Source organism: Streptomyces sp. NBC_00287 (assembly GCF_036173105.1).
In the GTDB taxonomy this organism is placed as follows: domain Bacteria; phylum Actinomycetota; class Actinomycetes; order Streptomycetales; family Streptomycetaceae; genus Streptomyces.
On record NZ_CP108053.1, the window covers coordinates 6,035,411 to 6,060,203 of the forward strand.

General features: G+C 67.2%; 31 protein-coding genes. 21 read left to right on the forward strand and 10 right to left on the reverse strand.

Annotated features, from left to right (window positions below; genetic code table 11):
• Positions 1 to 41 precede the first annotated feature (41 nt).
• From OHT76_RS27630 to OHT76_RS27645, 4 genes are read left to right on the forward strand one after another with little or no spacing between them, the layout of a single operon-like run.
• Positions 42 to 740, forward strand: coding sequence for a PrsW family glutamic-type intramembrane protease (locus OHT76_RS27630; protein WP_328873555.1), 699 nt, complete (start codon positions 42 to 44; stop codon positions 738 to 740).
• Positions 704 to 1,378, forward strand: a complete 675-nt coding sequence (locus OHT76_RS27635) for a hypothetical protein (RefSeq protein WP_328873556.1) — start codon at positions 704 to 706, stop codon at positions 1,376 to 1,378. The genes OHT76_RS27630 and OHT76_RS27635 overlap by 37 nt, the downstream gene beginning before the upstream one ends.
• Positions 1,300 to 2,043, forward strand: a complete 744-nt coding sequence (locus OHT76_RS27640) for a hypothetical protein (protein WP_328873557.1) — start codon at positions 1,300 to 1,302, stop codon at positions 2,041 to 2,043. Before OHT76_RS27635 ends, OHT76_RS27640 begins: the two co-directional genes overlap by 79 nt.
• 6 nt (positions 2,044 to 2,049) lie before the next feature.
• Entirely contained in the window at positions 2,050 to 2,640 is a 591-nt protein-coding gene (locus OHT76_RS27645; RefSeq protein WP_328873558.1) for a hypothetical protein, read from the forward strand.
• A gap of 538 nt (positions 2,641 to 3,178) precedes the next feature.
• Here the strand turns inward: OHT76_RS27645 and OHT76_RS27650 are convergent.
• From OHT76_RS27650 to OHT76_RS27670, 5 genes are all read right to left on the reverse strand, one after another.
• Positions 3,179 to 3,361 carry a hypothetical protein gene (locus tag OHT76_RS27650; RefSeq protein ID WP_328873559.1) on the reverse strand — a complete coding sequence of 61 codons (183 nt, stop codon included), beginning with the start codon at positions 3,359 to 3,361 and terminating at the stop codon, positions 3,179 to 3,181.
• A gap of 136 nt (positions 3,362 to 3,497) precedes the next feature.
• Positions 3,498 to 4,334, reverse strand: coding sequence for an esterase/lipase family protein (locus OHT76_RS27655; RefSeq protein ID WP_328873560.1), 837 nt, complete (start codon positions 4,332 to 4,334; stop codon positions 3,498 to 3,500).
• 243 nt (positions 4,335 to 4,577) lie between these two features.
• The gene (locus OHT76_RS27660; protein WP_328873561.1) at positions 4,578 to 4,778 is read right to left on the reverse strand and encodes a hypothetical protein; all 201 of its coding nucleotides are present in this window, start codon (positions 4,776 to 4,778) and stop codon (positions 4,578 to 4,580) included.
• 113 nt (positions 4,779 to 4,891) lie between these two features.
• Entirely contained in the window at positions 4,892 to 5,308 is a 417-nt protein-coding gene (locus OHT76_RS27665; RefSeq protein ID WP_328873562.1) for a type II toxin-antitoxin system VapC family toxin, read from the reverse strand.
• The gene (locus OHT76_RS27670; RefSeq protein WP_328873563.1) at positions 5,284 to 5,619 is read right to left on the reverse strand and encodes a hypothetical protein; all 336 of its coding nucleotides are present in this window, start codon (positions 5,617 to 5,619) and stop codon (positions 5,284 to 5,286) included. Before OHT76_RS27670 ends, OHT76_RS27665 begins: the two co-directional genes overlap by 25 nt.
• A 593-nt stretch (positions 5,620 to 6,212) precedes the next feature.
• On the opposite strand from OHT76_RS27670, the gene OHT76_RS27675 reads away from it, so the two are divergent.
• Together OHT76_RS27675 and OHT76_RS27680 are read left to right on the forward strand one after the other, a co-directional pair.
• A complete protein-coding gene (locus OHT76_RS27675; protein WP_328873564.1) occupies positions 6,213 to 6,398 on the forward strand; it encodes a hypothetical protein in 186 nt (61 codons plus the stop codon).
• A gap of 88 nt (positions 6,399 to 6,486) precedes the next feature.
• Complete coding sequence (locus tag OHT76_RS27680; protein WP_328873565.1) at positions 6,487 to 6,642, forward strand: hypothetical protein; 156 nt, start codon at positions 6,487 to 6,489, stop codon at positions 6,640 to 6,642.
• A gap of 72 nt (positions 6,643 to 6,714) precedes the next feature.
• On the opposite strand, the gene OHT76_RS27685 is transcribed toward OHT76_RS27680, so the two are convergent.
• Positions 6,715 to 7,137 carry a DUF192 domain-containing protein gene (locus OHT76_RS27685; RefSeq protein ID WP_328873566.1) on the reverse strand — a complete coding sequence of 141 codons (423 nt, stop codon included), beginning with the start codon at positions 7,135 to 7,137 and terminating at the stop codon, positions 6,715 to 6,717.
• A gap of 319 nt (positions 7,138 to 7,456) precedes the next feature.
• Between OHT76_RS27685 and OHT76_RS27690 the strand changes: the two genes are divergently transcribed.
• From OHT76_RS27690 to OHT76_RS27735, 10 genes are all read left to right on the forward strand, one after another.
• Positions 7,457 to 8,116 carry a hypothetical protein gene (locus OHT76_RS27690; RefSeq protein WP_328873567.1) on the forward strand — a complete coding sequence of 220 codons (660 nt, stop codon included), beginning with the start codon at positions 7,457 to 7,459 and terminating at the stop codon, positions 8,114 to 8,116.
• A 181-nt stretch (positions 8,117 to 8,297) separates the two neighbouring features.
• On the forward strand, positions 8,298 to 8,663 hold the full coding sequence (locus OHT76_RS27695; RefSeq protein WP_328873568.1) for a hypothetical protein: 366 nt from the start codon (positions 8,298 to 8,300) through the stop codon (positions 8,661 to 8,663).
• Between the two features lie 350 nt (positions 8,664 to 9,013).
• Complete coding sequence (locus tag OHT76_RS27700) at positions 9,014 to 9,673, forward strand: hypothetical protein (RefSeq protein WP_328873569.1); 660 nt, start codon at positions 9,014 to 9,016, stop codon at positions 9,671 to 9,673.
• A 32-nt stretch (positions 9,674 to 9,705) separates the two neighbouring features.
• The gene (locus OHT76_RS27705; protein WP_328873570.1) at positions 9,706 to 10,686 is read left to right on the forward strand and encodes a hypothetical protein; all 981 of its coding nucleotides are present in this window, start codon (positions 9,706 to 9,708) and stop codon (positions 10,684 to 10,686) included.
• Positions 10,687 to 10,864: 178 nt separating this feature from the next.
• Positions 10,865 to 11,140, forward strand: a complete 276-nt coding sequence (locus tag OHT76_RS27710; RefSeq protein ID WP_328873571.1) for a hypothetical protein — start codon at positions 10,865 to 10,867, stop codon at positions 11,138 to 11,140.
• Positions 11,137 to 12,417 (forward strand): putative T7SS-secreted protein, encoded by a 1,281-nt coding sequence (locus tag OHT76_RS27715; protein WP_328873572.1) that lies wholly within the window; start codon positions 11,137 to 11,139, stop codon positions 12,415 to 12,417. Before OHT76_RS27710 ends, OHT76_RS27715 begins: the two co-directional genes overlap by 4 nt.
• A gap of 90 nt (positions 12,418 to 12,507) precedes the next feature.
• A complete protein-coding gene (locus OHT76_RS27720; protein WP_328873573.1) occupies positions 12,508 to 13,140 on the forward strand; it encodes a hypothetical protein in 633 nt (210 codons plus the stop codon).
• Positions 13,137 to 13,850, forward strand: coding sequence for a hypothetical protein (locus tag OHT76_RS27725; RefSeq protein WP_328873574.1), 714 nt, complete (start codon positions 13,137 to 13,139; stop codon positions 13,848 to 13,850). The genes OHT76_RS27720 and OHT76_RS27725 overlap by 4 nt, the downstream gene beginning before the upstream one ends.
• Before the next feature lie 10 nt (positions 13,851 to 13,860).
• Complete coding sequence (locus OHT76_RS27730) at positions 13,861 to 14,733, forward strand: LLM class flavin-dependent oxidoreductase (RefSeq protein ID WP_328873575.1); 873 nt, start codon at positions 13,861 to 13,863, stop codon at positions 14,731 to 14,733.
• 39 nt (positions 14,734 to 14,772) lie between these two features.
• Positions 14,773 to 15,279 carry a GNAT family N-acetyltransferase gene (locus OHT76_RS27735; protein WP_328873576.1) on the forward strand — a complete coding sequence of 169 codons (507 nt, stop codon included), beginning with the start codon at positions 14,773 to 14,775 and terminating at the stop codon, positions 15,277 to 15,279.
• Here the strand turns inward: OHT76_RS27735 and OHT76_RS27740 are convergent.
• On the reverse strand, positions 15,274 to 15,789 hold the full coding sequence (locus tag OHT76_RS27740; protein ID WP_328873577.1) for a DinB family protein: 516 nt from the start codon (positions 15,787 to 15,789) through the stop codon (positions 15,274 to 15,276). The two genes, OHT76_RS27735 and OHT76_RS27740, sit on opposite strands and share 6 nt — an antisense overlap.
• Before the next feature lie 50 nt (positions 15,790 to 15,839).
• On the opposite strand from OHT76_RS27740, the gene OHT76_RS27745 reads away from it, so the two are divergent.
• The gene (locus tag OHT76_RS27745) at positions 15,840 to 16,658 is read left to right on the forward strand and encodes a class I SAM-dependent methyltransferase (protein ID WP_328873578.1); all 819 of its coding nucleotides are present in this window, start codon (positions 15,840 to 15,842) and stop codon (positions 16,656 to 16,658) included.
• On the opposite strand, the gene OHT76_RS27750 is transcribed toward OHT76_RS27745, so the two are convergent.
• Positions 16,655 to 17,827, reverse strand: a complete 1,173-nt coding sequence (locus OHT76_RS27750; RefSeq protein ID WP_328873579.1) for a winged helix DNA-binding domain-containing protein — start codon at positions 17,825 to 17,827, stop codon at positions 16,655 to 16,657. The genes OHT76_RS27745 and OHT76_RS27750 overlap by 4 nt on opposite strands.
• Positions 17,828 to 18,674: 847 nt before the next feature.
• On the opposite strand from OHT76_RS27750, the gene OHT76_RS27755 reads away from it, so the two are divergent.
• From OHT76_RS27755 to OHT76_RS27770, 4 genes are all read left to right on the forward strand, one after another.
• Positions 18,675 to 19,448: an isoprenyl transferase gene (locus OHT76_RS27755; RefSeq protein ID WP_328873580.1), complete on the forward strand. Its 774-nt coding sequence runs from the start codon at positions 18,675 to 18,677 to the stop codon at positions 19,446 to 19,448.
• 315 nt (positions 19,449 to 19,763) lie between these two features.
• Positions 19,764 to 21,089 (forward strand): PhoH family protein, encoded by a 1,326-nt coding sequence (locus OHT76_RS27760; RefSeq protein WP_328873581.1) that lies wholly within the window; start codon positions 19,764 to 19,766, stop codon positions 21,087 to 21,089.
• A 427-nt stretch (positions 21,090 to 21,516) separates the two neighbouring features.
• On the forward strand, positions 21,517 to 22,209 hold the full coding sequence (locus tag OHT76_RS27765; RefSeq protein ID WP_328873582.1) for a transglycosylase SLT domain-containing protein: 693 nt from the start codon (positions 21,517 to 21,519) through the stop codon (positions 22,207 to 22,209).
• Positions 22,210 to 22,328: 119 nt separating this feature from the next.
• Complete coding sequence (locus tag OHT76_RS27770) at positions 22,329 to 23,633, forward strand: AI-2E family transporter (RefSeq protein WP_328873583.1); 1,305 nt, start codon at positions 22,329 to 22,331, stop codon at positions 23,631 to 23,633.
• Positions 23,634 to 23,639: 6 nt separating this feature from the next.
• Here the strand turns inward: OHT76_RS27770 and OHT76_RS27775 are convergent, their stop codons facing one another.
• Both OHT76_RS27775 and OHT76_RS27780 read right to left on the reverse strand, forming a co-directional pair.
• Positions 23,640 to 24,173: an alkyl hydroperoxide reductase gene (locus tag OHT76_RS27775; protein WP_269661401.1), complete on the reverse strand. Its 534-nt coding sequence runs from the start codon at positions 24,171 to 24,173 to the stop codon at positions 23,640 to 23,642.
• Between the two features lie 6 nt (positions 24,174 to 24,179).
• The gene (locus tag OHT76_RS27780) at positions 24,180 to 24,734 is read right to left on the reverse strand and encodes a peroxiredoxin (protein ID WP_328873584.1); all 555 of its coding nucleotides are present in this window, start codon (positions 24,732 to 24,734) and stop codon (positions 24,180 to 24,182) included.
• Positions 24,735 to 24,793 lie beyond the last annotated feature (59 nt).

Below are 24,793 nucleotides of genomic sequence, written 5' to 3' on the forward strand. Positions count from 1 at the left end.
GAGTAGTTCAGCTCCTCGCCCTCTCGTGGCCGACTCGTTCCGTGCGCCTTTCCACCGTGCTGCTGACCGTCGTGGTGGGCGTCTACGCCTGTGGAACGGCGGCCGCGGCCCTGGAGTTCACCTACACAAGGGTGATCGCAGCCCAGACGGACCGCTCTGTGATCGAAGTGGTGAACACCACCGCGTACACGACGGCCCCGTGGGTGGAGGAGCTGGTCAAGGTCTCCCCCCTGCTGCTGGCAGGCATGTACGCCAAGGTCCGTCGCCAATGGGGCCTGACGGACTTCACGATCCTGGGAGCAGCCCTCGGCGCGGGCTTCGGCCTACTGGAAGCACTCCTTCGCTACTCCCTGGACGCTGACCGGGCCCTGTCCCGACACGGCGGCTGGATCGTCCCGGACAGCCTGTCGGCGCCATACATCCCGGGCCCTGCCGAGGTGTTCACTTCCTGGCTCCCGTCCCCGGCAGCCCCCTTGAACCTGGGGCGTACGGGCGAAGTCATGGTCCCCACGTTCACGCACCTCGTATGGACGGCGCTGGCAGGCCTGGCGGTCGGCATCCTGTGCCGCGCGCGAAGCCGGCTGAAGCCGCTCGCGCTGATCCCCTTCGGCGCGGCAGTGGCCCACCACACCCTGAACAACTACGTGTCCGGCCGCCCGGCCCGCGAGGCCCGCGACTGGCTGGAGACCCTGGACGCCAAGCTGTGGGCCGTACCCTGCTGGCGCTGCTTCTGGCCATGACGGCGGACATGCTCTGCCTGCACCGCGGAAAGCGAAGAGTCCCCGGCGTACTGCTGGCGGCGGAGCGGACGGACGGCGACACCGCGGCCGCGCTGATCCGGTACGCGTCCCGACGCTTCCCCTGGACCCCACTGATAGCCCTGCGCTTCCTCCTCCTACGCCGAGCCCTCTGCTACGGCTCCGGGACAACGCACACGACGTCCTCCCCACCCACCACCGTCAATTCCTTGCACCGCGCGGTGGCCGACATCGCCACCCGAATCGACACCACGGACAACGCACATTCCTGGCGGCGCGTTCGATCCGCCGTGAGAGCGGCACCCCGCAGCAGATGGCTGCTCGTCCTCGTCCCTTACGTTCTCGTGCTCCCGTCCGTCCTCTTCCTCGGACTCGGCTCGTTCAGGTCGACGGCCGAGCTGCAGGACTTCTTCACGTCGGGCACCGGCCCGAAGATCCTGCGGGCCTTCGCCATAGCAGCCCTGATGTGGACGGCCTGGATCCTGACCACGCTGCTCCGCACCTGGCGGCGCAGACGGCCGACCACCCACTGGCCGAACAATTGGCCACCCACCGCTTCCGCACCGCATCAGCACTGGGTTCCGCCACGGCGGGAACGCTGCTGCTCTGGCGAAGCCTGAGCGAAGCCGGCACCGACGGACCAGCGATCCCCACCGCACATCTCCTGGAAGCACTCGACCGCTTCCTCATCTACCTCGGCTTCGCCCTGCTCCTGTTTTCCCTGCTGGCCCTCTTCCCACCAGGTGCCGGACTGGCCCTGGCCGGGAGCGGCGCGGTGAGCGGACTGACGGCCGGAGCCCTTGTCACGGCCGGACGCCTCGGCATTGCCGGAATCGCGCTGATGGCCGCCGCAGCCGCCGGCTCCCGAGGGGATGCGGCGACCGGCGACGAAGCGGCACCGTCGGGGAAGAAGGAGACGAGCTCAACGGATCCCGAGCGTGCCGAGCGCATCGGCGCCGCCCGAGAGCAGAAGGTGGCGGAATTGACGCAGGGCACGATCCCGTCGGGAGCTCCGGGTAAGCCGGGTATGAAGGTGACAAAACCGGGTGCCGGTACGACCGACGTTGACGTCATCGGTGGAGACGGGTCGTATATTGCCGTGGGCGGACCGGCCAAGGCCCGGAATCTGGCGAAGTTCGGGGAGAAGTGCCACATCCTGAAATACGCGGCGGAGCAGCAGGGCGTACGAGCGCAGGTCTACCTCGAAGAGGGGACACCAGAACCCGCGCTGCGGCCGGCCAGAAGGATCCTGGGAGATACGAATGTGCACACCTTCACGAGGTGAGTCGCCATGAGTGACGGATTCTTCCACTGGTACCGACGGACCTGGTCGGCCGGCAGCGCGGAGCGTGTCGTGGAGGCATTCGAAGCGAACGGCATCGTTCTGACCAATCCATCGACCGGTGTGATCACCGCGATCAGCAATGGTCCTGAGTCATGGGGGGAACAGATTGCGGTGGAGCGCTCTGAGCTGTTTGCCGCCCTGGAACTGAAATTCGCAGACGAGGTCAACTTTCAGTTGTGGCTGGATGCTGACACGGATGTCTTCACCAGAATCCGCCGTCTGGACCAAGCCGACATGACCGTCGTCGAGTTCGGGCTCGACGGGATGACGGCTGACGAGAGAGAGACAGTGATTCGCGCCGCCCGTCAGGCCTTCGCGAGGGACAGGGAAGACACGACCGGCCTGGTGATCGACCGTCGTGGGCTGTCGGAGGACGTGGACTGGGACGGCGTGATGACGGGGCAGGACGTTCGGCTGGACATCCACCCCGACTTCTTCGGCGTACGCCCAGAGGTAGTGGCCCGGCACCCACAACTGGCCGACGCACCAGGCAGGGCGGAGCCGCCCCTGGTTGTGTTCTCCCGCGACCTGCTGTGAACAGTGAGAAGGCCGACTATCCAAGCCTGGTCGGCCATGAGTACGTCTGGCCGAGGCCGCATTTGCGAAGCGGACCTCCCAGTGGCCGTCTGGTGCTGGTGGCGCTGCGCGGTCGCCGCGGCCCGCGGTCATGCGGCGCCCCGCGGGTCCGGTGCCGGGCCGTAGTCTTCGCCGTGGTCCTCGGTCAGTGCGGCCAGCAGTCCGGGGTCGGAGTAGACCTCGGCGGTGTGCTGTCAGGCGATGAGCAGCTGAGCGACGGACGCGCTGTCGCCGATTGAGTCGGCGGCGCGCATGGTTTCGACCATGGCCGCAATGGCGCGCCGGGAGCCCGGTTGAAATTTCTTCGAAAGTCTCCACGGCGCCATCACCCAGAAGAGGTGAGCAGCGCGGCGCGTGCGGTCTTGAGTACTTCGCTGATCGGGGAACGGTCCTCGGGCCCTCAGTCAGGATGAAGCGGGTGCCGCTGCTCAGCACCGGTCGACTTGAACCGGGGCGAGTATGAAAGCGGCCGAATGGACGACCGGTCGTAAGCCGCCAGTCAGCGCCGCGTCCGGCCACACTCGCTCTGTCCACGCCGCTCGCGCGCTTCTCGCCCGGCGAGGACGCGGGAGTGCCACACGCCCATGACGCGGACCCGATCCCCGCACAGCTTGTTCATGTCGCCGAGGTCGGAGGTGACGATGATGCGGGGACCCGAGTAGCCCAGAGCCGTCGCGGCCACCAACGCATCAATGGCGTACTTGTGTCCGTGTAGTTCGGCACCCACCGCATCGAAAAGGCGGCCGGCGCCGCCGGGACGGAGAAGTCTCGGCGGCGCCGGAGTCAGTGGCTATGGGTCAGCTGAGGTGATGGGGCCGTCACCACGATGTGTAGTAGTACAGAGAGGAGACGGTCCAGACAACGGGCGAGGAGCGCTTCTTCCAACTGCTCGCGTTGGAAGGAGAGTTGCGGTACTGCATGTTGTGGGTTCCCGTCCGGACGTCCTTGAGCCCCATGTGGTCTTCGTCCGGGAGATTGTCGTAGCGGACCCAGTGCTTGAAGCCGCCTGCGGTCGCCGACGTTTCCGAAACGATCACATCGCTCTTGCTGCCGATCGCCGTCCAGTCGGTGCCCTGGGTGGTCTGCGGGTTGTCCTTGAGCCACTTGATCAGTGAGGAGTCCTTCCGCATGTCCTTGGTCTGCTGGTAAGAGTGGCCCCAGCCCCAGTTCGTGCCGGCGTGCGGCGCTCCCAGCGTCACCGCGTCCTCGACGAACAGCTTCGTCGGGAACCCGGACTCTCCCTTGGCGACACCGGTCAGTGCGGCCTGGATGATGAGCCCGCCCATGGAGTGTCCGACGAGGTCGACGGACTTCCCCTTGGAGGTGTAGTCCTTGTAGATCTTGTTGGCGAGGGCCTTCCCCAAGGACTTGAGGCCGGTGTCCCGATCTCCGCTGGAGATCCTGAAGTCGCAGTTCCAGTCGTCCTTGTAGAAGGCGACCCCGCGGATCTTCCCCGTCCAGTTGCCGTCCTTGAGACCCTTGATGACGTCCTTGAAGTAGTCCTTGCAGTCGAACTTCGCCACCCACCACGGGTCATAGCCGTGCACCAGCAGCACGTCCTCGGATTTGCTGTTGCTCTGGATCGGCATCGGCGTCGATGCAGCCGCCGGCGCCACCGCGCCGAACAGGATGGCCCCCGCTGCGAGCGCTGACACCACCAGCGCTTTCCCCCGCTGTCCTCTTCCCACCTGCTCCTCTTCCCCGTGCGTCAAGTTGGTTCCTCCAGACGCAGGGTCCTACAAGGGAGCGCCCGAAGGACCCTGGAAGGTTGCAGGGTAGGTACCGAAACCGACCGGCCCGCCTCTGCACAGATCCGGGAACCGGACGGTCCAGCAAGTCACGCGTCACATACTCGCGGTAAGGCCCGAGGCGCATTCGCGCTGAGGTCCGTCGATGGTTCAGCCGTCCTCGTCGAGGTCCTTGCGCAGGTCCTCGGCGAGACGTTCTCCGATTCCGACATCGAGCTGGTAGTCGATCTCGGCCTGTAGCGCCCAGCGCCGTGCGTGTACCTCGGACCGGCGGGCCTGTGCCTCTTTGATCCGGGCCAGGGCGGCGTGATGGCGATGGCGGGGACGCTCTGGTGACGGGCGGCGCGACAACGCCCATGCGCGACTGGCCTGACCTGTTGGCCGTACGCCCGGAGGTGGCGGCCAGGCATCCCCAACTGTCCACGCCGCTCGCGCGGTTCTCACCCGGTGAGGAGGTGGGAGTGTCACACGCCCACGGTGCGGACCCGGTCCCCGCACAGCTTGTTCATGTCGTCGACGTCGGAGGTGACGATGATGCGGGGACCCGAGTAGCTCAGAGCCGTCGCGGCCACGACCGCATCGATGGCGTACTTGTGTCCGTGCAGATTCGCGTTGCGCAACAGGTCAATGCTTCGCCAGGTGATCGCGTCAGTGACGGGCAGAACTTCCAGGCGTGACACATGCCACCGCAGCCGGTCCATGCGGATCTTGGAATGCCAGGCCTCGATCACTGTGAGATTGCTCAGGGCCACGAGCGTGTCCTTGGCCTGAGCCATCCGAATGAGACCGGTGACATGCGCGTCGTTGTCCATGAACTTGCTCAGACCCTGACTGTCGAGCAGCAGAACGCCATGGCTCAACTGGCTTTGGGCGCGTGCCATTCGGGGCCGTCGCTCCCCTCGCGGTGAACGTCGGCACGCTCTGTCGCTGCCATCGACTCCGCCTCATGAAAAATCTCCGCCGCCCAGGCCTGGACGTCAGCGGACGGAGGACCGGTTTCGGCTTCCTTCGTCTGGAGCAACTCCTCCAGAAGATCACGCTGTATCTGTCGCTCGACGGCGGCGCTCACATACGCAGAGAAGCCTCGTGCGCCCACACGGGCCTTGACTGCCGCGATACGACCGGCAGGCATGGACACACTGACTTTCTGGGCCGGCCCGTCATCCTTGCCGTACTGCTCCGCAGAGTCCATGAGGCGAGAGTAGCAAAAGCTTTCGCAATTGTCGGCAATCCTGTATCGCTGCAGGTGAGAGTTGCCGAGCCCTTCGCCGGTCAGTTGCCAGCCGCGTCGTCCTCGGGGGTCTCGGAGGGCATCGCAATGACCCCTTGAACGATTCCCTCGGCCTGCAGGCCTCGATGGCGGACTTGATCGTCCGGCGGCTGACCGTTCCACCGGTCTCTTGTTCCAGTTCGTGATGAGAGGGGATGCGTCGTCCAACGGGGATCTCGCCGCGTCGGATGCGCTCGCGCAGGGCGGACGCCAGCTGCACATACATCGGAGTGATGCTCTTCCGGTCGATCTCTATCATGCCCTGGAGCGTAAAAGGCCAGCCCAGGGCAGCATAGGGCGAGATAACACGTGTATAGGCGTTCTAAGACGTACTAAGTTGGATTATTCACGCGCTGTTGCGCTGGATCCTGGGCGTGTGCGCGCCCGGCACAGGCAAGCGAAGGCAGGGAAGACGCCCTGCCGTACCGACACACGACGCCCTCCCCACCCATGCGGCGTCGTCCCGCCCTTTAGTCGCACACCTCCCCGCCCACCGATCCCCCTACGGCCTCCCCGTGCCCCTCAAAGGCGAATCCACCGTCATGGTCCGCCCGTACGTGGTCACGGCAGAGCAGGCCCATCGTGAACACCTGCATGAACGGGCGCGGCAGGCGCGGCGTCGTGCGGCGCTGGTCCTGGCGGCGGACTTCGGCGTGGACCTCGACTGCCATGTGATCGGCGCGGAAGGGGTGGTGGCGTGACGGGGGCAGGGGGGGGCAGGGGGGCAGGGGGGCAGGGGGCAAGGAGGGGCCCCGACCCCCGGTGCGGATGTGTACGCGCTGCGAGGTGATGACGCAGACGCCGGTCGTCGTCGCCGTGGTGCACCAGAACTCAGGTCCGGGCTTCGTCGTGTACGCCTGCCAGGCGTGCGCCGAGCATTACCCGCCCCAGCCGGACGCCCTGACCGTCCGGCCGCGTTTTCAGCGAGCCACGAACGAGGAGTGAGGAAAGCCGTTCGATGACGGAAGGGGGCCGGGCCTGACTTGCTCCGTCGTCGTCCGTTCCGTCGCGATCACATCATGACGGGAGGGACGGCGTTCCCGCAGAGTCCGGCCGGTCATGGGCGTCCGACCCTCCGTCCGTGTCCACCTCGACCAGCGCGCCGGACCGCACCCGCCACCCCTCCATAGCCCCGGCCTCCGCTTCCAGCACATGCCGGGCCCGAAGCCGTGGCAGCCCGAGCCGCCCCGGCTTCATGGTGCGTACGGAGATGACGCGCAGTCGGCGATCGAGATAGGCGACGTCGATGGGGATGCGCATGCCGAAGGTGTGAACGCTGTTGGCGGGGGAGAGCAGAAGAGCCCCCTCGACGAAGTCCCGCCCGAGCAGCCCCCGCCTGCGGGCACGAAGCGACGAGGCGATCTCCAGCGGCAAGGTGACGTCACCCGACTCGCCCCGCACGACCAACTTCCCTCGCCCGTCACGCCATTGTCTCCCCATGGCAAGTAACTCCCCGATCCGAGTAGCGCTACTCCTGACCGGAGGATGGGCCACGCGGCGAGCACAAGCCGACTTACCGGGAGCTGATCCAGGTGAGGTATCTCCTTTGCTCGTTCATTAGCGGAACGGCCCGCTCGCGGCAGGGCGCGGCGACCGGTCCGCGCCGTGTTACGCAACCGCTACCGCTCAATCGAGGCTGCAGCAGGCCAATTTGGCCACATATACCCCACCGAACGGCAAGCTTCACGCTGGTCTCGCTGCACCCCCATGGATAGCGTTGGTTCGCTCAAGAGAAGCCTCGCCCAACCGGGAGCCGACCGTGAACCGCCGCCTCACCCTCCTCACAGCGATCACGCTGACCGCCGCAGCGGCCCTGACGCTGTCCGCGTGCGGGAGCGACGACAGCTCCGAGGACACAAACAACGACAAGATGGCGGGCGCCGACGCGGGAAGCGAGACCTCGACCTCCCCGAGCCCGAGCGCAACGGCCTCTGCCGGTCGCCCGAAGATCACCTTCCCGTCTGACGCCAAGAACGTCTTCGAGTACGAGAAGACAGGTGACGAGACGAAGGATGCGGCGCTGGCGGACAGCACACTGAGCGTCAACTCTGTTGATGAAGCGATCTTCGAAGGAAGCACGGGTACGAAGGCACTTGGCTTCTACAACACCGGAAAGGCCTTGAGCGCGTATATCACCTATGTGCAGAAGTACGTCGACGATGGCGAGACGTGGGTTGGGGAGACCCGGTACTTCAACTACAAGGTGAACCTTTCTGGAGACAGCAAGGCCTACGTGACCTACTGCTCCGACGAGAGCAAGTCCTACATCAAGAACAGGAAGACCGGAAAGGTCGACAGGTCGCCGGCGACGGCGAACGCCTACGTTCTGTACAACGCCAGCGTCACAAAGAATGCCGACGGAGTCTGGCAGACCACCGACATCGTCTCGAACAGGGGGAACAAGGCGTGTCAGCCATAAGGAGTTGCGCGAGATCCTGGGGGCTTAGCGTGTCCAGCTTCTTTCGCGCACCAGAGAGATCGCCACCGTCCTCGACCGACTCGCGCTGCTGTGCCCAACCCCGACTGTCACCGAAGATCGAGGCCGGCGAGAACGCTGCTGCCTGGCGGAGTCTGGGCGAAGGGGCGTATGGGAGTTTCGTATGAGTGAGTATCACTACATCTTCATGCGACCCGGACTCCCGCGAGAACAGCTCATCCACGACGTCTCCACAGCCTGTGGCATCGAACTGAAGCCAACCCAGGCCGAGTTCGTCGACCGTGCGGGAAACATGGGGTATGCGGCGGTCGAGGTCGAGTTCAGCCACGAGTACGAGGACGACCACGGCATGCCGTTCGAGCGGTACGACTCCCTGCTCACCGTCAGGGACTTCGACATGAACCTGGGACGCCAGGAGGCGGCGGCCCGACGAATCTTCGAGAGCCTGTCCGCCCTCGGCCGCTACGACCTCATCCTCGTACGAGACCTCCAAGAGCTGCTCGCCTCGTCGGGCCCTCAGCCAGGATGAAAAGGGTGCCGCTGCTCAGCATGGGTCGGCCTTGAACTGGGGCGCCGCGTCCCCCTGGCGCATCTGAGACACGTCCCCATGGGTCTCATGCATGGCTGCGCGCTTACTGAGGGCCTGTCCCCGCCGGCAGCATTTCTCCTTTGCATGTTCATAAATGGAATGGCCTGCTCATCGATGGGTCCGGCGAGCAGGCCGCCGTGTTATGCAACCGTTACGGGTCGATCCAATCGGCGAGGGGCGATTTCGGCTTATACATCCCGCTAGTTGACAACCTTCACCCTGGTGTCGCCGCGTCAGGCTGGATAGCGTTGCTTCGCTCAAGAGAAGCCTCGCCTCACCGGGAGCCGACCGTGAACCGCCGCCCCACCTTCCTCGCAGCGATCACGCTGACCGCCGCAGCGGCCCTGACGCTGTCCGCGTGCGGGTCCGACGACAGCTCCGAGAACAAGGACAACGACAAGATCGCGGGCGCAGACACAGGGGGCGACAAATCGGCGTCTCCGAGCGCGTCAGCCTCGGCCTCCGCCGAGCGTCCGGATATCAAGCTGCCGTCGGACGTCACCTACGACTTCGAGTGGAAGAAGAGCGGCGACCCGGACAAGGACGCCGTACTCAACGACGCTGAACAGCGCATCAAGGCGGTGGACATGGCCATCGCCGAGCAGGATGCGCTGCACGAGGCGTACCGCTTCTACTCCGAGGGAACCGCGGCGGCCGGGAGCCAGTCGTACATCCAGGAGTTCATCGACCACAAGGCCCGTACGACGGGAGTGACCCGTTACTACAACGAGAGCCTGACGATCAAGGACGATGGCACCGCTGCCCTCGTGTATTGCGAGGACCAGAGCAAGGCGTTCAACAAGTTCCTGGAGACGGGCAAGACCGATGTCACTCCGGTGACGGAGGACAGCTACGTCGTCTATGCGGGAACGCTACGCAAGAACAAGAACGGCGTATGGGTCACCGAGACCCTGAATTCGCAGAGGGGGAGTGCGAAGTGCCAGCCCTGATCCGTAGACACCTGTTCCTTGCCTCAGGAGCCATGGCCCTGGTCCTGGCAGCGGCGGGCACCGCCCAGGCGGAGAAGGGCTTTGGTGGCGGCACGGACGGCCAGCCTGGACAAGGCGCCGGCGTAGACGGCGACACTGTCTCCGTAAGCGCCGGGGGTGTTGTCTTCGACCACTCGAAGAACGGCAGTGGCAACTCCACGGGCACGCTGACCTCGTCGACCAATTGGTCGCCTCCTCCTTGCTGGTACGCCCCGAAGTACACCCCTGAGCAGCTGCAGAAGTATCTGGAGCCGATCTGGGAGGCGGAGTCGACGGGGTATCAGTGGGACGCTGAGCAGCGGGAGAAGTACAACGCCAGCGACGAGGAGAAGGGCTTCAACAAAGACAAGTCCGGTAAGGGCTATTGGTGGGGCTCGTACGTCGATGAGAGTTACCCTCCGGGCTGGGATTCCTGTGAGGCGGACTACTTCTGGGTGGACACCGGCGACGCTCCTCCCGCGGACATCGAGAACGCCGTAACCCCGGAGATCCTCGCCGAACTCGCTTACGCCGAGATCCGCGTGCCCGGCACCAAGGTGACTCTGGCTCCGGAGAACGCCACGAAGGTCAACCTCCCGACCTGGACTTGGCTGGACGGTGCCGAGTTCAAGCCGGTCTCCGTCACCGCGTCCGTGCCGGTGCTGAACCTTGAGGCGACCGCGACGGCGGAACCGATCTCCCTGAAGATCGAGCCGGGTACAGGAGACGCCGTCACCTACCCGGCCTCCGGTGTCTGCGAGATCAACAATGGCCGTATCGGTGAGCCGTATGCCAAGGGCAAGGCCGACCAGACCCCGCCGTGCGGAGTGAAGTACCTCCGTTCCTCCGGCGACGGCACCTACCCCCTCCAGGCCACCATCACCTGGAAGATCGAGTGGACCGGCAGCGGCGGAGCCGGCGGTGACCTCCCCGACGGCACCTTCGGCGCCACCCAGAACGTCGTCGTACAGGAGATCCAGGCCGTCAACCGCTGACGATCTCCAACCCCCTTCTCTCTGTCCGGTAAGTGCTCCCCCTAAAGAGGGGAGCACTTCCGTACACGCCACGAATGGCGCGCCACGTCGTTCCTCCATGCGGTGCCTGACGTGCGGGGAGAGGGGACGAGGGATGGCTGAACGGCTGGTCGTTGATGGTGACGAGCTCACTCGGTTCATGAGTTCGCTGAGGAAGTCGACCAGTTCACTCAACGGCGTTCGCAAGGCGCTGCTGGATTCGACGGTCACCGGTCTCGGCACGGACGATCTCGACTGCGCCTGCGAGGACTTCCAGGAGGACTGGAAGTACGGGGCCGAGGAGATCGGCAAGCAGACGGAGGACCTCGCCGAGATCATCGGCAAGAGCCGGGACAGCTACCTGGAGGTCGACAAGGCCCTTGAGGAGGCACTGAAGAAGGCTCGGTCGGGCAGCGGAAGCGGTGCCCGGAAGTGACCCTCGCCCCGGGCACTGAACACACCGGTGCCGCCCTCGACCCCCAGTCCCGTGCGGACCTCGACAAGCCGCAGGGCCTCAAGTCGGCGCCCGTCATTTCCCATTCCCACTATCCCCACCTGGGTTTCAACCCGGTGCCCGGCAGCACCGAGACCGTCCGGGAACTGCACCGGAAACTTGCCGCCTGCGCGAAGGTCCTGGAGGACACGCACGCCCTCGTCACCAAGCTCCTGGACGGCAGCTACTGGAAGGGCGACGCCGCGGTCGCCTTCCGCGAGCAACTCGACGGCGGTTCGCTTCCGCGGAATCTGAAGAACGCCGCGCGTTCGCTCCGTAAGGCCGTCACCCAACTCACCCGCTGGGAGACCGAACTCGACGACTTTCAGCGGCGGGCCAAGCGGCTTGAGGACGACGCGCGGGATGCGCGGGCCGCGGTGGAGCGTGCGGAAGGGCGGACGGACGCGGATGTCGACGACGCCCAGTCGGAGCTGGAGAAAGTCCTCGGGCGGGCGCGGAGACTTGCGGAGGAGCATGAGGCCAAGGCCAAGCACCGGGCCGAGAAGATCCGCGACGCGACGAAGAAGCTGGCGCCTCATGAGCCGGGATGGTTCGACGACGCGCTCGACTGGCTGGGCGAGAACCTGCCGGACGTCCTTAGTTTCCTGGCGGGCACGATCGCCGTGGCGGTACTCCTCCTTTCCGGGCCGATGGGGTGGAGCCTCGCAACGATGGGATTGCTGATGCTCGGGTCTTCGGCGGTCAGTCTGACGGCGTTGTCCCTACGGCTCGGTGATCCCGAAGTGCGGGCATCCTTGTGGGACGGCATTCGATACGGCGAACTCGATGCCGATTTCTGGAGCAACTCAGTGTCGGTCGGGGCGGATCTGGCGGGGGCATTGCCGGGTCTTGGGGCGGTCGGCAAGGGTGCTTTCACGGGAATCCGGGCCGCCGTTCGCAGCACTGAGGCGGTCAGCTTCGGAGAGAAGCTCGCCCTCGTCGGTACGAAAACCATGGACGAGGCGAAGGCCGTGGCGAACCTGGACAACCCGCTGGTGCTGAGGGCCGTGCGGGGATTGAGCGATCCAGCGAAGGCGGCCCGCGCTGTACAGGGCACCTCAGGAGTGGTCGGAGTCGGGACGGGCGGCTTCGGCCTTCACAACAAGCTGGTGGATGCGGAGGACGACGGCGTCAAGGACGGCACGGTGGCGGGTATCGACGGATCGCGCCTCCTCCTTGATACGGGCGGAATCTATGCCCTTGCCCGCCATGTCTTCTGATTCCTCGGACGAAGGAGCGATCTCTTGAATCCTGTCGAGTACCCGACGGCTTGGGACCATCCCCCCACTCGCCGTTCCTGGACGGGTCACATGGCCATGAACGTCGTCGGTCTCGTTGGTTGGATCGGCGGCTGGGTCGCGTTGCTCGGCATCTCCACGCACACGCCCAACTGGGCTGTGTGGATCTTCATGCCGTACTTCGTCTACGGCCTCTACCGAGCCGTAATCCAACTCCGCTACTTCCCCACCGCCCTCCAAACCCTCCGCACCCTCCAGCACTACCCCTGGCAACTCCTCACCCACACCCCCCGTGGCCTCGATGAGCACCCCGAGGCCGAGGACGGCGGGATGTGGATCGAGTTTCCGGATCCGGCCCGTCCGGAGGGCAGGCGCATTCCGCTCACCTTCGTCAAGCATCACCGCGCGTACTGGTGGCTGCGACACATCGGCGGCCCCCGTACCAAGCCCGAACTCAAGGCACGGCTGGAGCCGCTGTGGTTTGCCGGTGATCCGCGGTTTCTGGGGGTCGTGGCGGTCAACGGTCGACGCGGCGCCGCTCCCCGTCGGCTGCACTTCCTCTATCGACCGTCCGCCTTCGAGCAGCGTGCCGAGCGCAGGCAGTGGGACGACGTCACCCCGGACGCTCTCGAACGCGCACGCCGGGCCGGAGCCCGGTTCCTCGAGTCGGCGCCTGCCGCCACTACCGCCGGACAGGAGCCATGAAGGCCCCCACCATCGTCGTCGACGACTCCGCCGAAGACCCGCAGGCGGAACTGTGGTTCGCCGAACCGCCCGGATTTATGCCCCTGCCTCTGGACGCCCTGCTCCCCGAGCCCGACTCCCAGGCAGCCCACGCCCTGCGAACCGCGGCCGCCCCCTTCCTCGACTCGGCCCCGGACGAAAACGTCCGCCTCCAGTTCATCGCGCACGTCGCATCGGGTCAGCAACTGCTCGCCGCCCTGCGCGAGATCGGCACGGTGCACTGCTCTATCGGCCTCCATCGCGACGACGTGGGGGAGGAGACGGACGACCAACGGCATCCCCTGTTGTCCTTCCTCACCGTCTCCTGGCGTGAGGCGGCCACGGTCCCGCGCGGCGTGCTGGCGGCCCGCGCGGTGACGTCCGGCAGCGACGGTGCTCGTATCGAGTACGTCGAGCTGCCTTGCGGGCCCGCGACATTCAGTGAGTCGGCGTCGGTCCCCTCGGCCGATTCACGTGGCCTGCCGGCGCGGCCACTCCTCCAGATCCGCGCTCATCTGCCCCACCCCGACTGCAAGCGGCTCGCTGTGCTCACCCTCGGCACCACCGCTGTCGCCCGCCGCGCCGAGTACCGGGCGATCCTCCGGCAGATCGCCGAAACGGTCAGTTTCGAGAAACCCCTCGGCCAACCCCCGGCCCACAATTGCGTTGTCCGGCCGCCTCACCCCGGGTAGGAACACCCCCATGACCCAACTAGGCGCAGTCTTCCGCCCCCAACTACCCCCCGAGCACCTCCGATCCATCGCCGAGCTCGCCGACGAGACCGGTCTCGAAGAGCTCTGGCTCTGGGAGGACTGTTTCAGGGAGGGCGGGATCTCCGCGGCTGCGGCCGCGCTGGCCTGGACCGGGCGGGTGCGGGTTGGGGTCGGGCTCTTGCCTGTGCCGTTGCGGAATGTTGCCATCACCGCCATGGAGGCCGCCACGCTTCATCGGATGTTCCCCGGGCGCCCTGTCCTCGCCGTAGGGCATGGGGTGCAGGAGTGGATGGGGCAGGTGGGGGCTCGGGTTGAGTCGCCGGTGACGCTGCTGCGTGAGCATCTCGTTGCGCTGCGCGCCCTGTTGCGCGGGGAACGGCTCACCACGCAGGGGCGGTACGTCCGTCTCGATGACGTCGCGCTCGACTGGCCCCCCGCAGAACCCGTTCCCGTCATCGCCGGCGTCACCGGCCCCCGCTCCCTCCGGCTCTCCGGTGAGGCCGCCGATGGGACGCTGCTCACCGCGTCCAACTCGCCTGATGACGTACGTCGGGCCCGTCAGCTCATCGATGAAGGGCGGGCGGCTGCCGGGCGTACCGATCCGCATCGCGTCGTCGTCTATCTCCTTGCCGCCACCGGGCCCGGCGCCGCCGAACGGCTGCGTCACGAGCTCAGCGACGAAGGCCTCGCCGACGTTCCCGGTCTCGGTGTCGCCGGGGACGCCGGTGCTGTCGCCAAGGCCGTTCAGCGGCTCGCGGAGGCCGGGGCCGATTCCGTCGTGCTTCAGCCGACAGGGGACGAGCCCGACCCGGAGGGGTTCGTGCGGTTCGTTGCCGAGGAAGTGCGGCCGCTCGTCCCGTAGGCACCGGCGTTGTCAGTGCCGGGTGCCACACTCCCCGACATGAGCGACGACTTGAGCGACGACGTGAGCGATGACTTGCGCGACGACATCGTGCAGCTGCGTGACGTCGTCGACGCCGACCTCGAAACCTTCCTCGTCTTCGAGCACGATCCCGAGGCCGTCCGGCGCTCCCGTTTCGAGCCTCGGCCTCGGGACCGCTTTATGCGGCACTGGGAGGAGCGGGTTCTCGGGGATCCCGAAAATCTCGTGCAGACCGTCATCGTCAATGGAGAAGTCGCCGGGAACTTCGTCTCCTGGTGGGACGGCGACCGGCGGTTCATCGGCTACTGGCTCGGGCGGTCCTACTGGGGGCGCGGTGTCGGCAGTCGTGCCCTCGGGCTCTTTCTGGAGCGCGAGACGACTCGTCCTCTTTACGCCGATCCCTACAAGGACAACACCGCCTCCGTCCGGCTCCTGGAGAAGCACGGCTTCCAGCGCACCGGCATCGTCACCCACGGCGACGACGAGCACATCATGCTCGTACTCCCCAGGCACGAACACTCATGACCCCGGCCGTCGATCCCCCATCGCCCCGTCGATCAGCTCCCGCACGATGTCCATGTGCCCCGCATGCCGAGCCGTCTCCTCGATCATGTGGACCAGCACCCACCGCAGGGACACGGCCTCGCCCCGCCAGTCCGGTCGGCCGAGGTCGTCCAGGGACCGTTCGCGGATCGTGCGGTCCGCCGCCGCGCGGGCGCGGCCGTAGAAGTCGATGATCTGCTGGGTCGTCTCGCCCTGGTCCGCGCGCATGTCCTCGTCGCTGTACGGGTCGAACCACAGCGGCTCGACCTCGCCGCCGAAGGCCGAGACGAACCAGCCGTACTCCACCGAGCCCAGATGCTTCACCAGGCCCAGCAGGCTGGTGCCCGACGGGGTCAGCGGGCGGCGGAGTTCCGAGTCGTCCAACCCCTCCAGTTTCCACAGCACCGCGTCCCGCATCCGGTCCAGGCTGGCGTGCAGCGTTTCCTTGGTACCAGCCGTGTACTGCGCATGCGGAGTCTCAGGGTTCGTCATACCGCCGAAAATTAGCAGCGGCCTCTGACAGTGGCTGCGATCATTCCGGCATGGGCCATCAGCACAGCAGCCGCTATCAGCACAGCAGCCGCTCCTTCGACGACCTCGTCGCCGAAGGCGTCGCCGTGCCCACCGAGGGCTGGGACTTCTCCTGGTTCGAGGGGCGGGCCACCGAGGCGCGGCCCAGTTGGGGGTACGCCGTCTCGCTCGCCGAGCGGCTGGCCGGTGCCGAGGTCGGCGCCGCCCTCGACCTCCAGACCGGGGGAGGGGAAGTGCTCGACTGCGCCCTCCGACGCGCGCCCACGGCCCCCCTCCTCACCGTCGCCACCGAGGGCTGGCCGCCCAACGTCGCCAAGGCCACCGCTCTGCTCGCCCCGCGCGGCGTCGCCGTCGTCGCCTCGCCCGAGCCGGACCCGCTCCCCTTCGCCGACGGCACCTTCGACCTCGTCTCCAGCCGGCACCCCGTCCAGGCCCACTGGACGGAGATCACCCGGGTGCTCGCGCCCGGCGGCGTCTACTTCGCCCAGCACGTCGGGCCGCACAGCGTCTTCGAACTCGTCGAGTACTTCCTGGGCCCGCTGCCGGACGAGGTCCGCAACGGCCGCCATCCGCAAAGAGAGCGCGCCGACGCCGAGGCCGCCGGACTGGAGATCGTCGATCTGCGCGCCGAGGAACTGCGCATGGAGTTCCACGACATCGCGGCCGTCGTCCACTTCCTGCGCAAGGTGATCTGGATGGTCCCCGGCTTCACCGTCGAGGCCTACGAGCCTCAACTCCGGTCCCTGTATCAGCGGATCCAGGACGAGGGGCCCTTCGTCGCCCACAGCACCCGCCATCTCTTCGAGGCCCGTAAGCCGCGCTGCGCCTAGGCGTGCGGGCCCACCGTCACCTCGCCGCGCACCAACTCGGGCCGGACTTCGAGTACTTCGCCCACCCGCTGCACCTGCTTGTCCAACTCCCGCTCCTGCCGTGCGGTCAAGCGCCCCAGTGCCTCCACGGTCACCGTCGTACGCCGGCCCTGGCGGCGCTGGTGCCACACCCCGGCCGCCACCCCGTCCACCAGCAGCACCGGATAATTCCCCGCCTGCCCACCCGCCAGCGCCCTCCGGTACGCCCGCCCGGGGAACAGCGACTGCCGGGGCTGCGCGGCGATGACGTATGAGTCGAAATACGGCAGCAGCCGCACCCCCTTCCACCCCGATGAGGGGAACGATGTGTCGCCCGCCACCACCCACGCCGGCGCCCCCTCGAAGTCGACCTCCTCGATCGCTCCCTCGGCGGCCATTTCCCGGAAGAGCCGGGCGGCCCAACCGTCCGGTGCCGCCAGCCACTTGGCGAAGTAGGGCGGCGTGGACGGGCCGTATGCGTGGAGGTAGCGCCGTACGAGCTCGGCCATTGCCTCAGCGGGCGGGAGTGGGTCGAAGTGCGGTGGCCGGGTGTACGTCACCTTCCGGCCTCGGTTCGGGCCGAAGCACAGCGCTCCCGCCTGGCCCGCCCGGTGCATGACCTGTCGCCAGCGCGGCCACATGTCCTGGAAGGCCGGCATGACCAGGTCGCCTGCCCAGGGGCCGGTGCGGGCCACGACCTCCTCGCCCAGCTCGTCGATGGTCAGGTACACCCCGTCCAGCGCGTCCCCGATCGCCACCACGATCTCCTCGGCCTGGGCGTCCGTGACCCGGACGTCGGGGGCGAAGGGGCCCGCGCCGGAGGGGATGGCGGTCAGGGCGGCGGTCCACAGGGGGAGTTCGCGGGTGGGGAGCAGATGTACGGTGCCACGCGGGCCGTGGGTCTTCACCAGCGAGCGGTCGTCCCAGAGCGCGGTGCGTACGTCCGCCCGCGTCAGGCCGGAGGACCGGACGCCGATCGACAGCTCGGCCGCGGACAGGACCTGGGCGTGTGCGCCGAGCATCGTCGAGACGATGTCGGGGACCGCGGCGGCTCCCAAAGAGCCCGAAGCGCCCTGCGACGCGGGATTGGCCAGGAACTGCCGTTCGAGCCGCCGTGTGCTCGCCTCTTGCCAGGAGATCGTCACCGTCATGGGGCGACGGTAGGGGGGAAGTAGGTCGGATTGCGTCCTCTTCGGCGACTGCATGGCCGTAGCAAATGCGGCAATCAAGGCATGGCGGGCAGCTCCACCCTATGTATCCAAGGATTCACGGCTTATCCACATTGTTATCGCTTGTCGCTCGCGTCTCATCTGCAACTCACGTAAGTTCAGACCAAGGTAATTCGCGCCAGCAAAGCTGCGCGGGCGGCACCGCGCGGTGGAGGGGGCTGCGCGGTGCCGTGCTCACCTGCGGCGGGTGTGTCGCCGTACGACCCCGTCTCGGCGTCAAGCCGACGTTCGCTGCCCGGGTCACCCGTGGGGGTTACGGGCGGACGAGTCGCAAGGCCGTCAAACCTGGTCGGTCCACCTCTTATCCCGCCCGATCACCCTGGGAATCCGCTGTGTTCCGGCCATGAGCCCCCTGCGAAACGCCGCGCTCTCGCCCATCGCCGCGTCGCCGCCCGATTTCGGAGAGTAGTTGTGGCACGCCAATGCGCGCAGCATCACTTACGAAGGGTTATGGTGGAAACCCCCCCTCGGGCCGGTCCGTCTCCCCCCCACGGACCGGCCCGTTTTCTTTTGCCCCGGGGGGCGGCCCGCGGCTGAAGGGGGACAGCCCGTGGCTACAGTCCGGTACATGTCATTCGGACCGCCCCAACACCACGCCTTCGCGGCCGGGAGCTCCTACGGCCCTGGTTCAGCCGCCCCCGAAGCCGCTGACCCCCGCTCCGGGCACCGGGGGTAGGCTCAGCCCCGGACCGCCACAGGGCAGGGACCGCCCCCGGGAATCTGGCCGGGGCAGCGGCCGCCCGATTTGTACGGAGGGGCTGACAACCACGTGAACCTGCGCGACAAGCTGCGCGGCCTGCTGGTCAGGCTGTACGCGCGCCGGGTGGAAGGTCACCTGGACCACGCTCAGGTGCCCAAGCACATCGGCGTCATCATGGACGGCAATCGCCGCTGGGCGAAGGCCGCGGGTTCCACCACCGTGCACGGTCACCGGGCCGGGGCCGAGAAGATCGAGGAGTTCCTCGGCTGGTGCTCCGAGACGGACGTCGAGGTCGTCACCCTCTGGCTGCTGTCGACGGACAACTTCGACCGGCCGCAGGAGGAACTGGTCCCGCTGCTCGGGATCATCGAGGACGTCGTGAAGACCCTCGCCGCCGACGGTCGCTGGCGCGTCCACCACGTCGGCACCCGCGATCTGCTGCCACAGCAGATGCAGAGCACCCTTAAGGAAGCCGAGCAGGCCACCGCGCACGTCGACGGCATAGTCGTCAACGTCGCCATCGGCTACGGCGGACGCCAGGAGATCGCCGACGCGGTGCGCTCGATGCTGCTCGACGCGGCGGACAAGGGCACCTCGATCGAGAAGCTCGCCGACTCCGTCGACGTCGAGATGATCGGCCGCCATCTCTACACCGGCGCCCAGCCCGACCCGGATCTGGTGATCCGTACCAGCGGGGAACAACGGTTGTCCGGATTCATGCTGTGGCAGACGGCGCACTCCGAGTACTACTTCTGTGAGGTGTTCTGGCCGGCCTTCCGCAAGGTCGACTTCCTGCGCGCCATGCGCGACTACGCCGCCCGCCACCGCCGTTACGGCGGCTGAGCCACAGGTCATGCGGCCACCCCCTTTGGGGCGGAAGTAACAAGGAGTTCACCAGCGCGCCGTCATATGCCTTGGCATGGCAGCGCATGTTCGAGGGCATAAGCCAAGCAGGTCGACGCCCGAACCACGGGTGTCGGATCTCAGCGGACGGCACGGGGCCGTCCGCCCGGGAGGCCCTTTGCACCAGCCCGATCGTGCGGTCACCGCACGGACGAAGCAGCGGAGGGCCGGTCCTCGGCCCGTGCAATGCGGCCGTCGACCGGTCCAGCTCCTCTCCGTCGCTCCCCGACCTCTTCCGAGGGGGTACGTCCTTCCGTGGTGACCAGCACAAAGCGCCACAAGCCCGACCGGCGCACCTACGTTCTCGACACCAGCGTCCTGCTGGCCGACCCGCACGCCCTGAACCGCTTCGACGAGCACGAAGTCGTGCTCCCCATCGTCGTGGTCACGGAGCTGGAGGCCAAGCGGCACCATCCCGAACTCGGCTACTTCGCCCGGCAGGCGCTCCGTCTGCTGGACGACTTCCGGGTCCGGCACGGTCGCCTCGACGCCCCCATCCCGATCGGGGACCTGGGCGGGACCGTCCGTGTCGAGCTCAATCACTCGGACCCCAGCGTTCTGCCGTCCGGCTACCGCCTGGGGGACAACGACTCCCGCATCCTCGCGGTCGCCCGCAATCTTCAGGCCGAGGGGTTCGACGTCACCGTTGTGTCGAAGGACCTCCCGCTGAGGATCAAGGCCTCGTCCGTCGGGCTCCTCGCCGAGGAGTACCGCGCCGAGCTCGCCATCACGGACGCCTCCGGCTGGACCGGAATGTCCGAACTGACCCTGCCCGGCGAGCAGGTGGACATCCTCTTCGAGGAGGGGCACGCGTATGTGCCCGAGGCGGCGGAGCTGCCGGTGCACACCGGGCTCACCATCCAGTCCGAGCGCGGCAAGGCGCTGGGCCGGGTGACGGCCGAGGGCAACGTCCGTCTGGTGCGGGGCGATCGGGAAGCGTTCGGCATCAAGGGGCGCAGCGCCGAGCAACGGATCGCGCTCGACCTGCTGCTCGATCCGGATGTGGGGATCGTGTCGATGGGCGGCCGGGCCGGCACCGGCAAGTCGGCGCTGGCGCTGTGCGCCGGGCTCGAGGCGGTCCTGGAGCGCCGTCAGCACCAGAAGGTGATGGTCTTCCGGCCGCTGTACGCGGTGGGCGGGCAGGAACTCGGCTATCTGCCCGGCTCCGAGGCCGAGAAGATGAGCCCCTGGGCACAGGCGGTCTTCGACACGCTGTCCGCGGTCACCAGCCGTGAGGTCATCGAGGAGGTCACCGCGCGCGGGATGCTGGAGGTCCTGCCGCTCACCCATATCCGCGGGCGCTCGCTGCACGACGCGTTTGTGATCGTGGACGAGGCACAGTCGCTGGAACGGAATGTCCTGCTGACCGTTCTGTCCCGAATCGGCGCGAATTCACGGGTGGTTCTGACCCATGACGTGGCCCAGCGGGACAACCTCCGGGTCGGGCGCTACGACGGTGTCGTCGCCGTCGTGGAGAAGCTGAAGGGGCATCCGCTCTTCGCGCATGTCACGCTGACGCGGTCCGAGAGGTCCCAGATCGCGGCGCTTGTGACCGAAATGCTGGAGGACGGGCACATCTGAACCAAGTGCCCCGAGTGCTCAACTTGAGGTAGCTACCCGTCAGTTGGCGCCGTCCGACAAAGGCCTAGAGCCTAGTTGGGCGGCGCCTTGGCGTGTTGCTGTTTCTCAGAACTCCCTGGGCCAAACGAGATGTGAGCTTTCACACGCAACACAGAATTGCCTTGCGGCGTCCGGGTGCGGCAGAGTCTCACTCCTGTCAGGCCCCGCATACGACACATCTGTACCCCCAGCGGTACGGCACAACTTGAGAAGCACCGCTAACTCCATAGCGTCGTCGTATGCCGCCCGCGCACCACGCGGCGCTCCCCGCAAGGGAGTTGCCCACCGGGCCCGTGCCTCCCGTGACCCCGCAGTTGGGAGGCCAGTGCCAGGGGCACGATTGCGTCCGCCAGGGTCACCGAAGCGGGCGATGCTGGAAGGAAACCGTGTGAGCCGGATCTCGGTCCGGGGATTCGCAGTGGTCTCGGCCACCGCGGTCACCGCCGTCGGAAGCGTTGTCGGCGTTGCCTCGGGCAGCACCGCGCAGAACAACGACGCCGAAGCGACGGCAGCCGACGCAACGCTCCTCGCGGACATACCCACGGGCCAGCAGGCCCAGGTGCAGACCGCGTCCCTGACGCAGCAGGCGAACGTCCAGGCGATTGCCGCGGACGCGAGCGCCAAGAAGGACGCGGAGGCAGCCGCCCGTAAGGCGGCCGCCCAGACCGCGATCGACAAGAAGGAGGCCGCCGAGAAGGCGGCCAAGGCTGCCGAGGAAGCCAAGGAGCGCGAAGAGGCCGAGGCGAAGGCCTCCCGGTCCTCGTCCAGCTTCCCTGTGCAGAGCTCGTACAGCATCGCGCAGATCCAGGCGATGGCGCAGTCGATGGTGCCGTCCGGCCAGTACCAGTGTTTCAGCAACATCGTGGACCACGAGTCCAGCTGGAACTACAAGGCCGTGAACCCCTCCTCCGGCGCGTACGGACTCTTCCAGGCCCTCCCGGCCGGCAAGTACGCCTCCGCCGGCTCGGACTGGCAGACGAACCCGGCGACCCAGATCAAGTGGGGCCTCAACTACATGAACGAGCGGTACGGCAGTCCCTGTGACGCCTGGTCGTTCTGGCAGGCGAACCACTGGTACTAGGTTCACCGCTCAACCTTGCTCAGCCCCTCACCGTCTTTGGTGGGGGGCTTTGCCATGTACGGTCGGACCGGACGACTCCGGGGGGAGTGGTGGGGAAAGACGGGGGAAGAGGACGGATCATGTCGCGAGTGCCAGGGTGGCTCGGTCGGCTCGGGGCCCGACTGACGCGGATGGGCGAGCGGTTGGACCAGCGCCGCGCGGAGGTGGAGCGCGAGAGCGACGACTCCCTGCCGACGCCCGCGTCACCGCCTGCGTCCGCGTCCGCGCCGACACCGCCGCCCACCGACAAGGTGCCGCCGCCCCCCGATCCCGCGCCCGCCGCTCCGGCGCGGCCGGATCCCGCGCTGGCCGTGCCGTGGGGTGTGCGGGTCGCCGCCGAGGCCGGATGGCGGCTGCTGGTGCTGGCCGGCACCGTGTGGGTGCTGATGCGGGTCATCAGCGCCGTACAGCTGGTGGTGCTGGCGTTCGTGGCCGCGCTGTTGATGACGGCGCTGCTCCAGCCGACCGTGGCCCGGCTGCGTCGCTACGGCGTCCCGCGGGGCCTTGCGACCGCGCTCACCGCGATCCTGGGCTTCGTCGTGATGGGCCTGATGGGCTGGTTTGTCACCTGGCAGGTGATGGAGAACATCGACAACCTCTCCGACCAGGTCCAGGACGGCATCGACGAGCTGCGCAACTGGCTGCTGGACAGCCCCTTCCACGTCACCGACAAGCAGATCAACGACATCGCCGAGAATCTGCGCGACACCATCGGCGCCAACACCGACGAGATCACCTCGGCGGGCCTGGAGGGTGTCACGGTCATCGTCGAGGCGCTGACCGGCATCCTGCTGGCCGCCTTCTCGACGCTCTTCCTCCTCTACGACGGCAAGCGCATCTGGGAGTGGGCGCTGAAGCTGGTGCCGGCTGCGGCGCGGCCGGGGGTGGCCGGGGCCGGTCCGGCGGCCTGGCGCACGCTGACGGCGTATGTGCGCGGCACGGTGATCGTGGCGTTGATCGACGCCATCTTCATCGGTATCGGCATCTACTTCCTGGATGTGCCGATGGCCGTCCCGCTGGCCGTCTTCATCTTCCTGTTCTCCTTCATCCCGCTCGTGGGCGCGGTGGCCTCCGGCGCGCTGGCGGTCGTGGTCGCGCTGGTGACGCAGGGCGTGTTCACGGCGGTGATGACGCTGGCGGTGGTGCTTGCGGTCCAGCAGATCGAGGGCCACATCCTCCAGCCGTTCATCCTGGGCCGCGCGGTCCGGGTCCACCCGCTGGCCGTGGTCCTCTCGGTCGCGGCGGGCGGCCTGGTCGCGGGCATCGGCGGCGCGGTGGTGGCCGTACCGCTGGTGGCGGTGACGAACACGGTGGTGGGTTATCTGAAGGCGTACGCCCAGAACGCCGAAGGCCCTGTCCACCGAAGTGAACAGGGCCGGCAGTAAGGCGGTTTACGCGGAGAGCACCGCTTCCGTCTCCAGGGTCACACCGACCGCCTGGATCACGGACGCGATCTTGAACGCCTCCTGGACGACCTCGCGCTCGATGCCGGCCTTGCGCAGCACCTGCTCGTGCGAGTCGAGGCACATGCCGCAGCCGTTGATGGCGGAGACCGCGAAGGACCACAGCTCGAAGTCGACCTTGTCGACACCGGGGTTGCCGATGACGTTCATCCGCAGACCCGCGCGCATCGTGCCGTACTCGTGGTCCGACAGCAGATGGCGGGTGCGGTAGAAGACGTTGTTCATCGCCATGATGGCGGCGGCCGACTTGGCGGCCGTGTACGCCTCCGGCGTCAGGTTCGCCTTCGCCTCCGGCTCCAGTTCGCGCAGCACGATCGGGGAGCGCGAGGCGATGGCGGTCGCCAGCACGGTGCCCCACAGCTGCTGAGCCGGGAGGTCGGAGTTGCCGATGACCGAGCCCAGGTTGAGCTTCAGGTCCTTGGCGTAGTCCGGGACGGCGGACTTGAGGGAGTCGAGCGACATCTCAGGTCACTCCCCGGCCAGCAGCTTGACCGCGTCCAGGGTCTCGTCGCCCTTGCTCCAGTTGCACGGGCAGAGCTCGTCGGTCTGCAGCGCGTCGAGGACCCGCAGGACCTCCTTGGGGTTACGGCCGACGGAGCCGGCGGTGACCATCGTGAACTGGATCTCGCGGTTCGGGTCCACCATGAAGACGGCGCGCTGCGCGAAGCCGTCCTCGCCCTCGATGCCGAGGTCGCGCATCAGCTCGTGCTTGGAGTCGGCCAGCATCGGGAACGGCAGGTCGGTCAGGTCCGGGTGGTCCTTGCGCCAGGCGTGGTGGACGAACTCGGAGTCACCGGAGAAGCCGAGGATCTGCGCGTCGCGGTCGGCGAACTCCTCGTTCAGCTTGCCGAACGCGGCGATCTCGGTCGGGCACACGAAAGTGAAGTCCTTGGGCCACGCAAAAGCCACGAGCCACTTGCCCTCGTAGGACTTGTGGTGGATCTGCTCGAACTCCTTGCCCTTCTCCAGCGAGACACAGGCGGTCAGTTCGAACTCGGGGAACTTGTCACCAACAGTGAGCACACGCTCTCCTTGCAGCGAAGAAGCGTCCGGATCGCGGACGCTTCCCATGGGTTGGACGG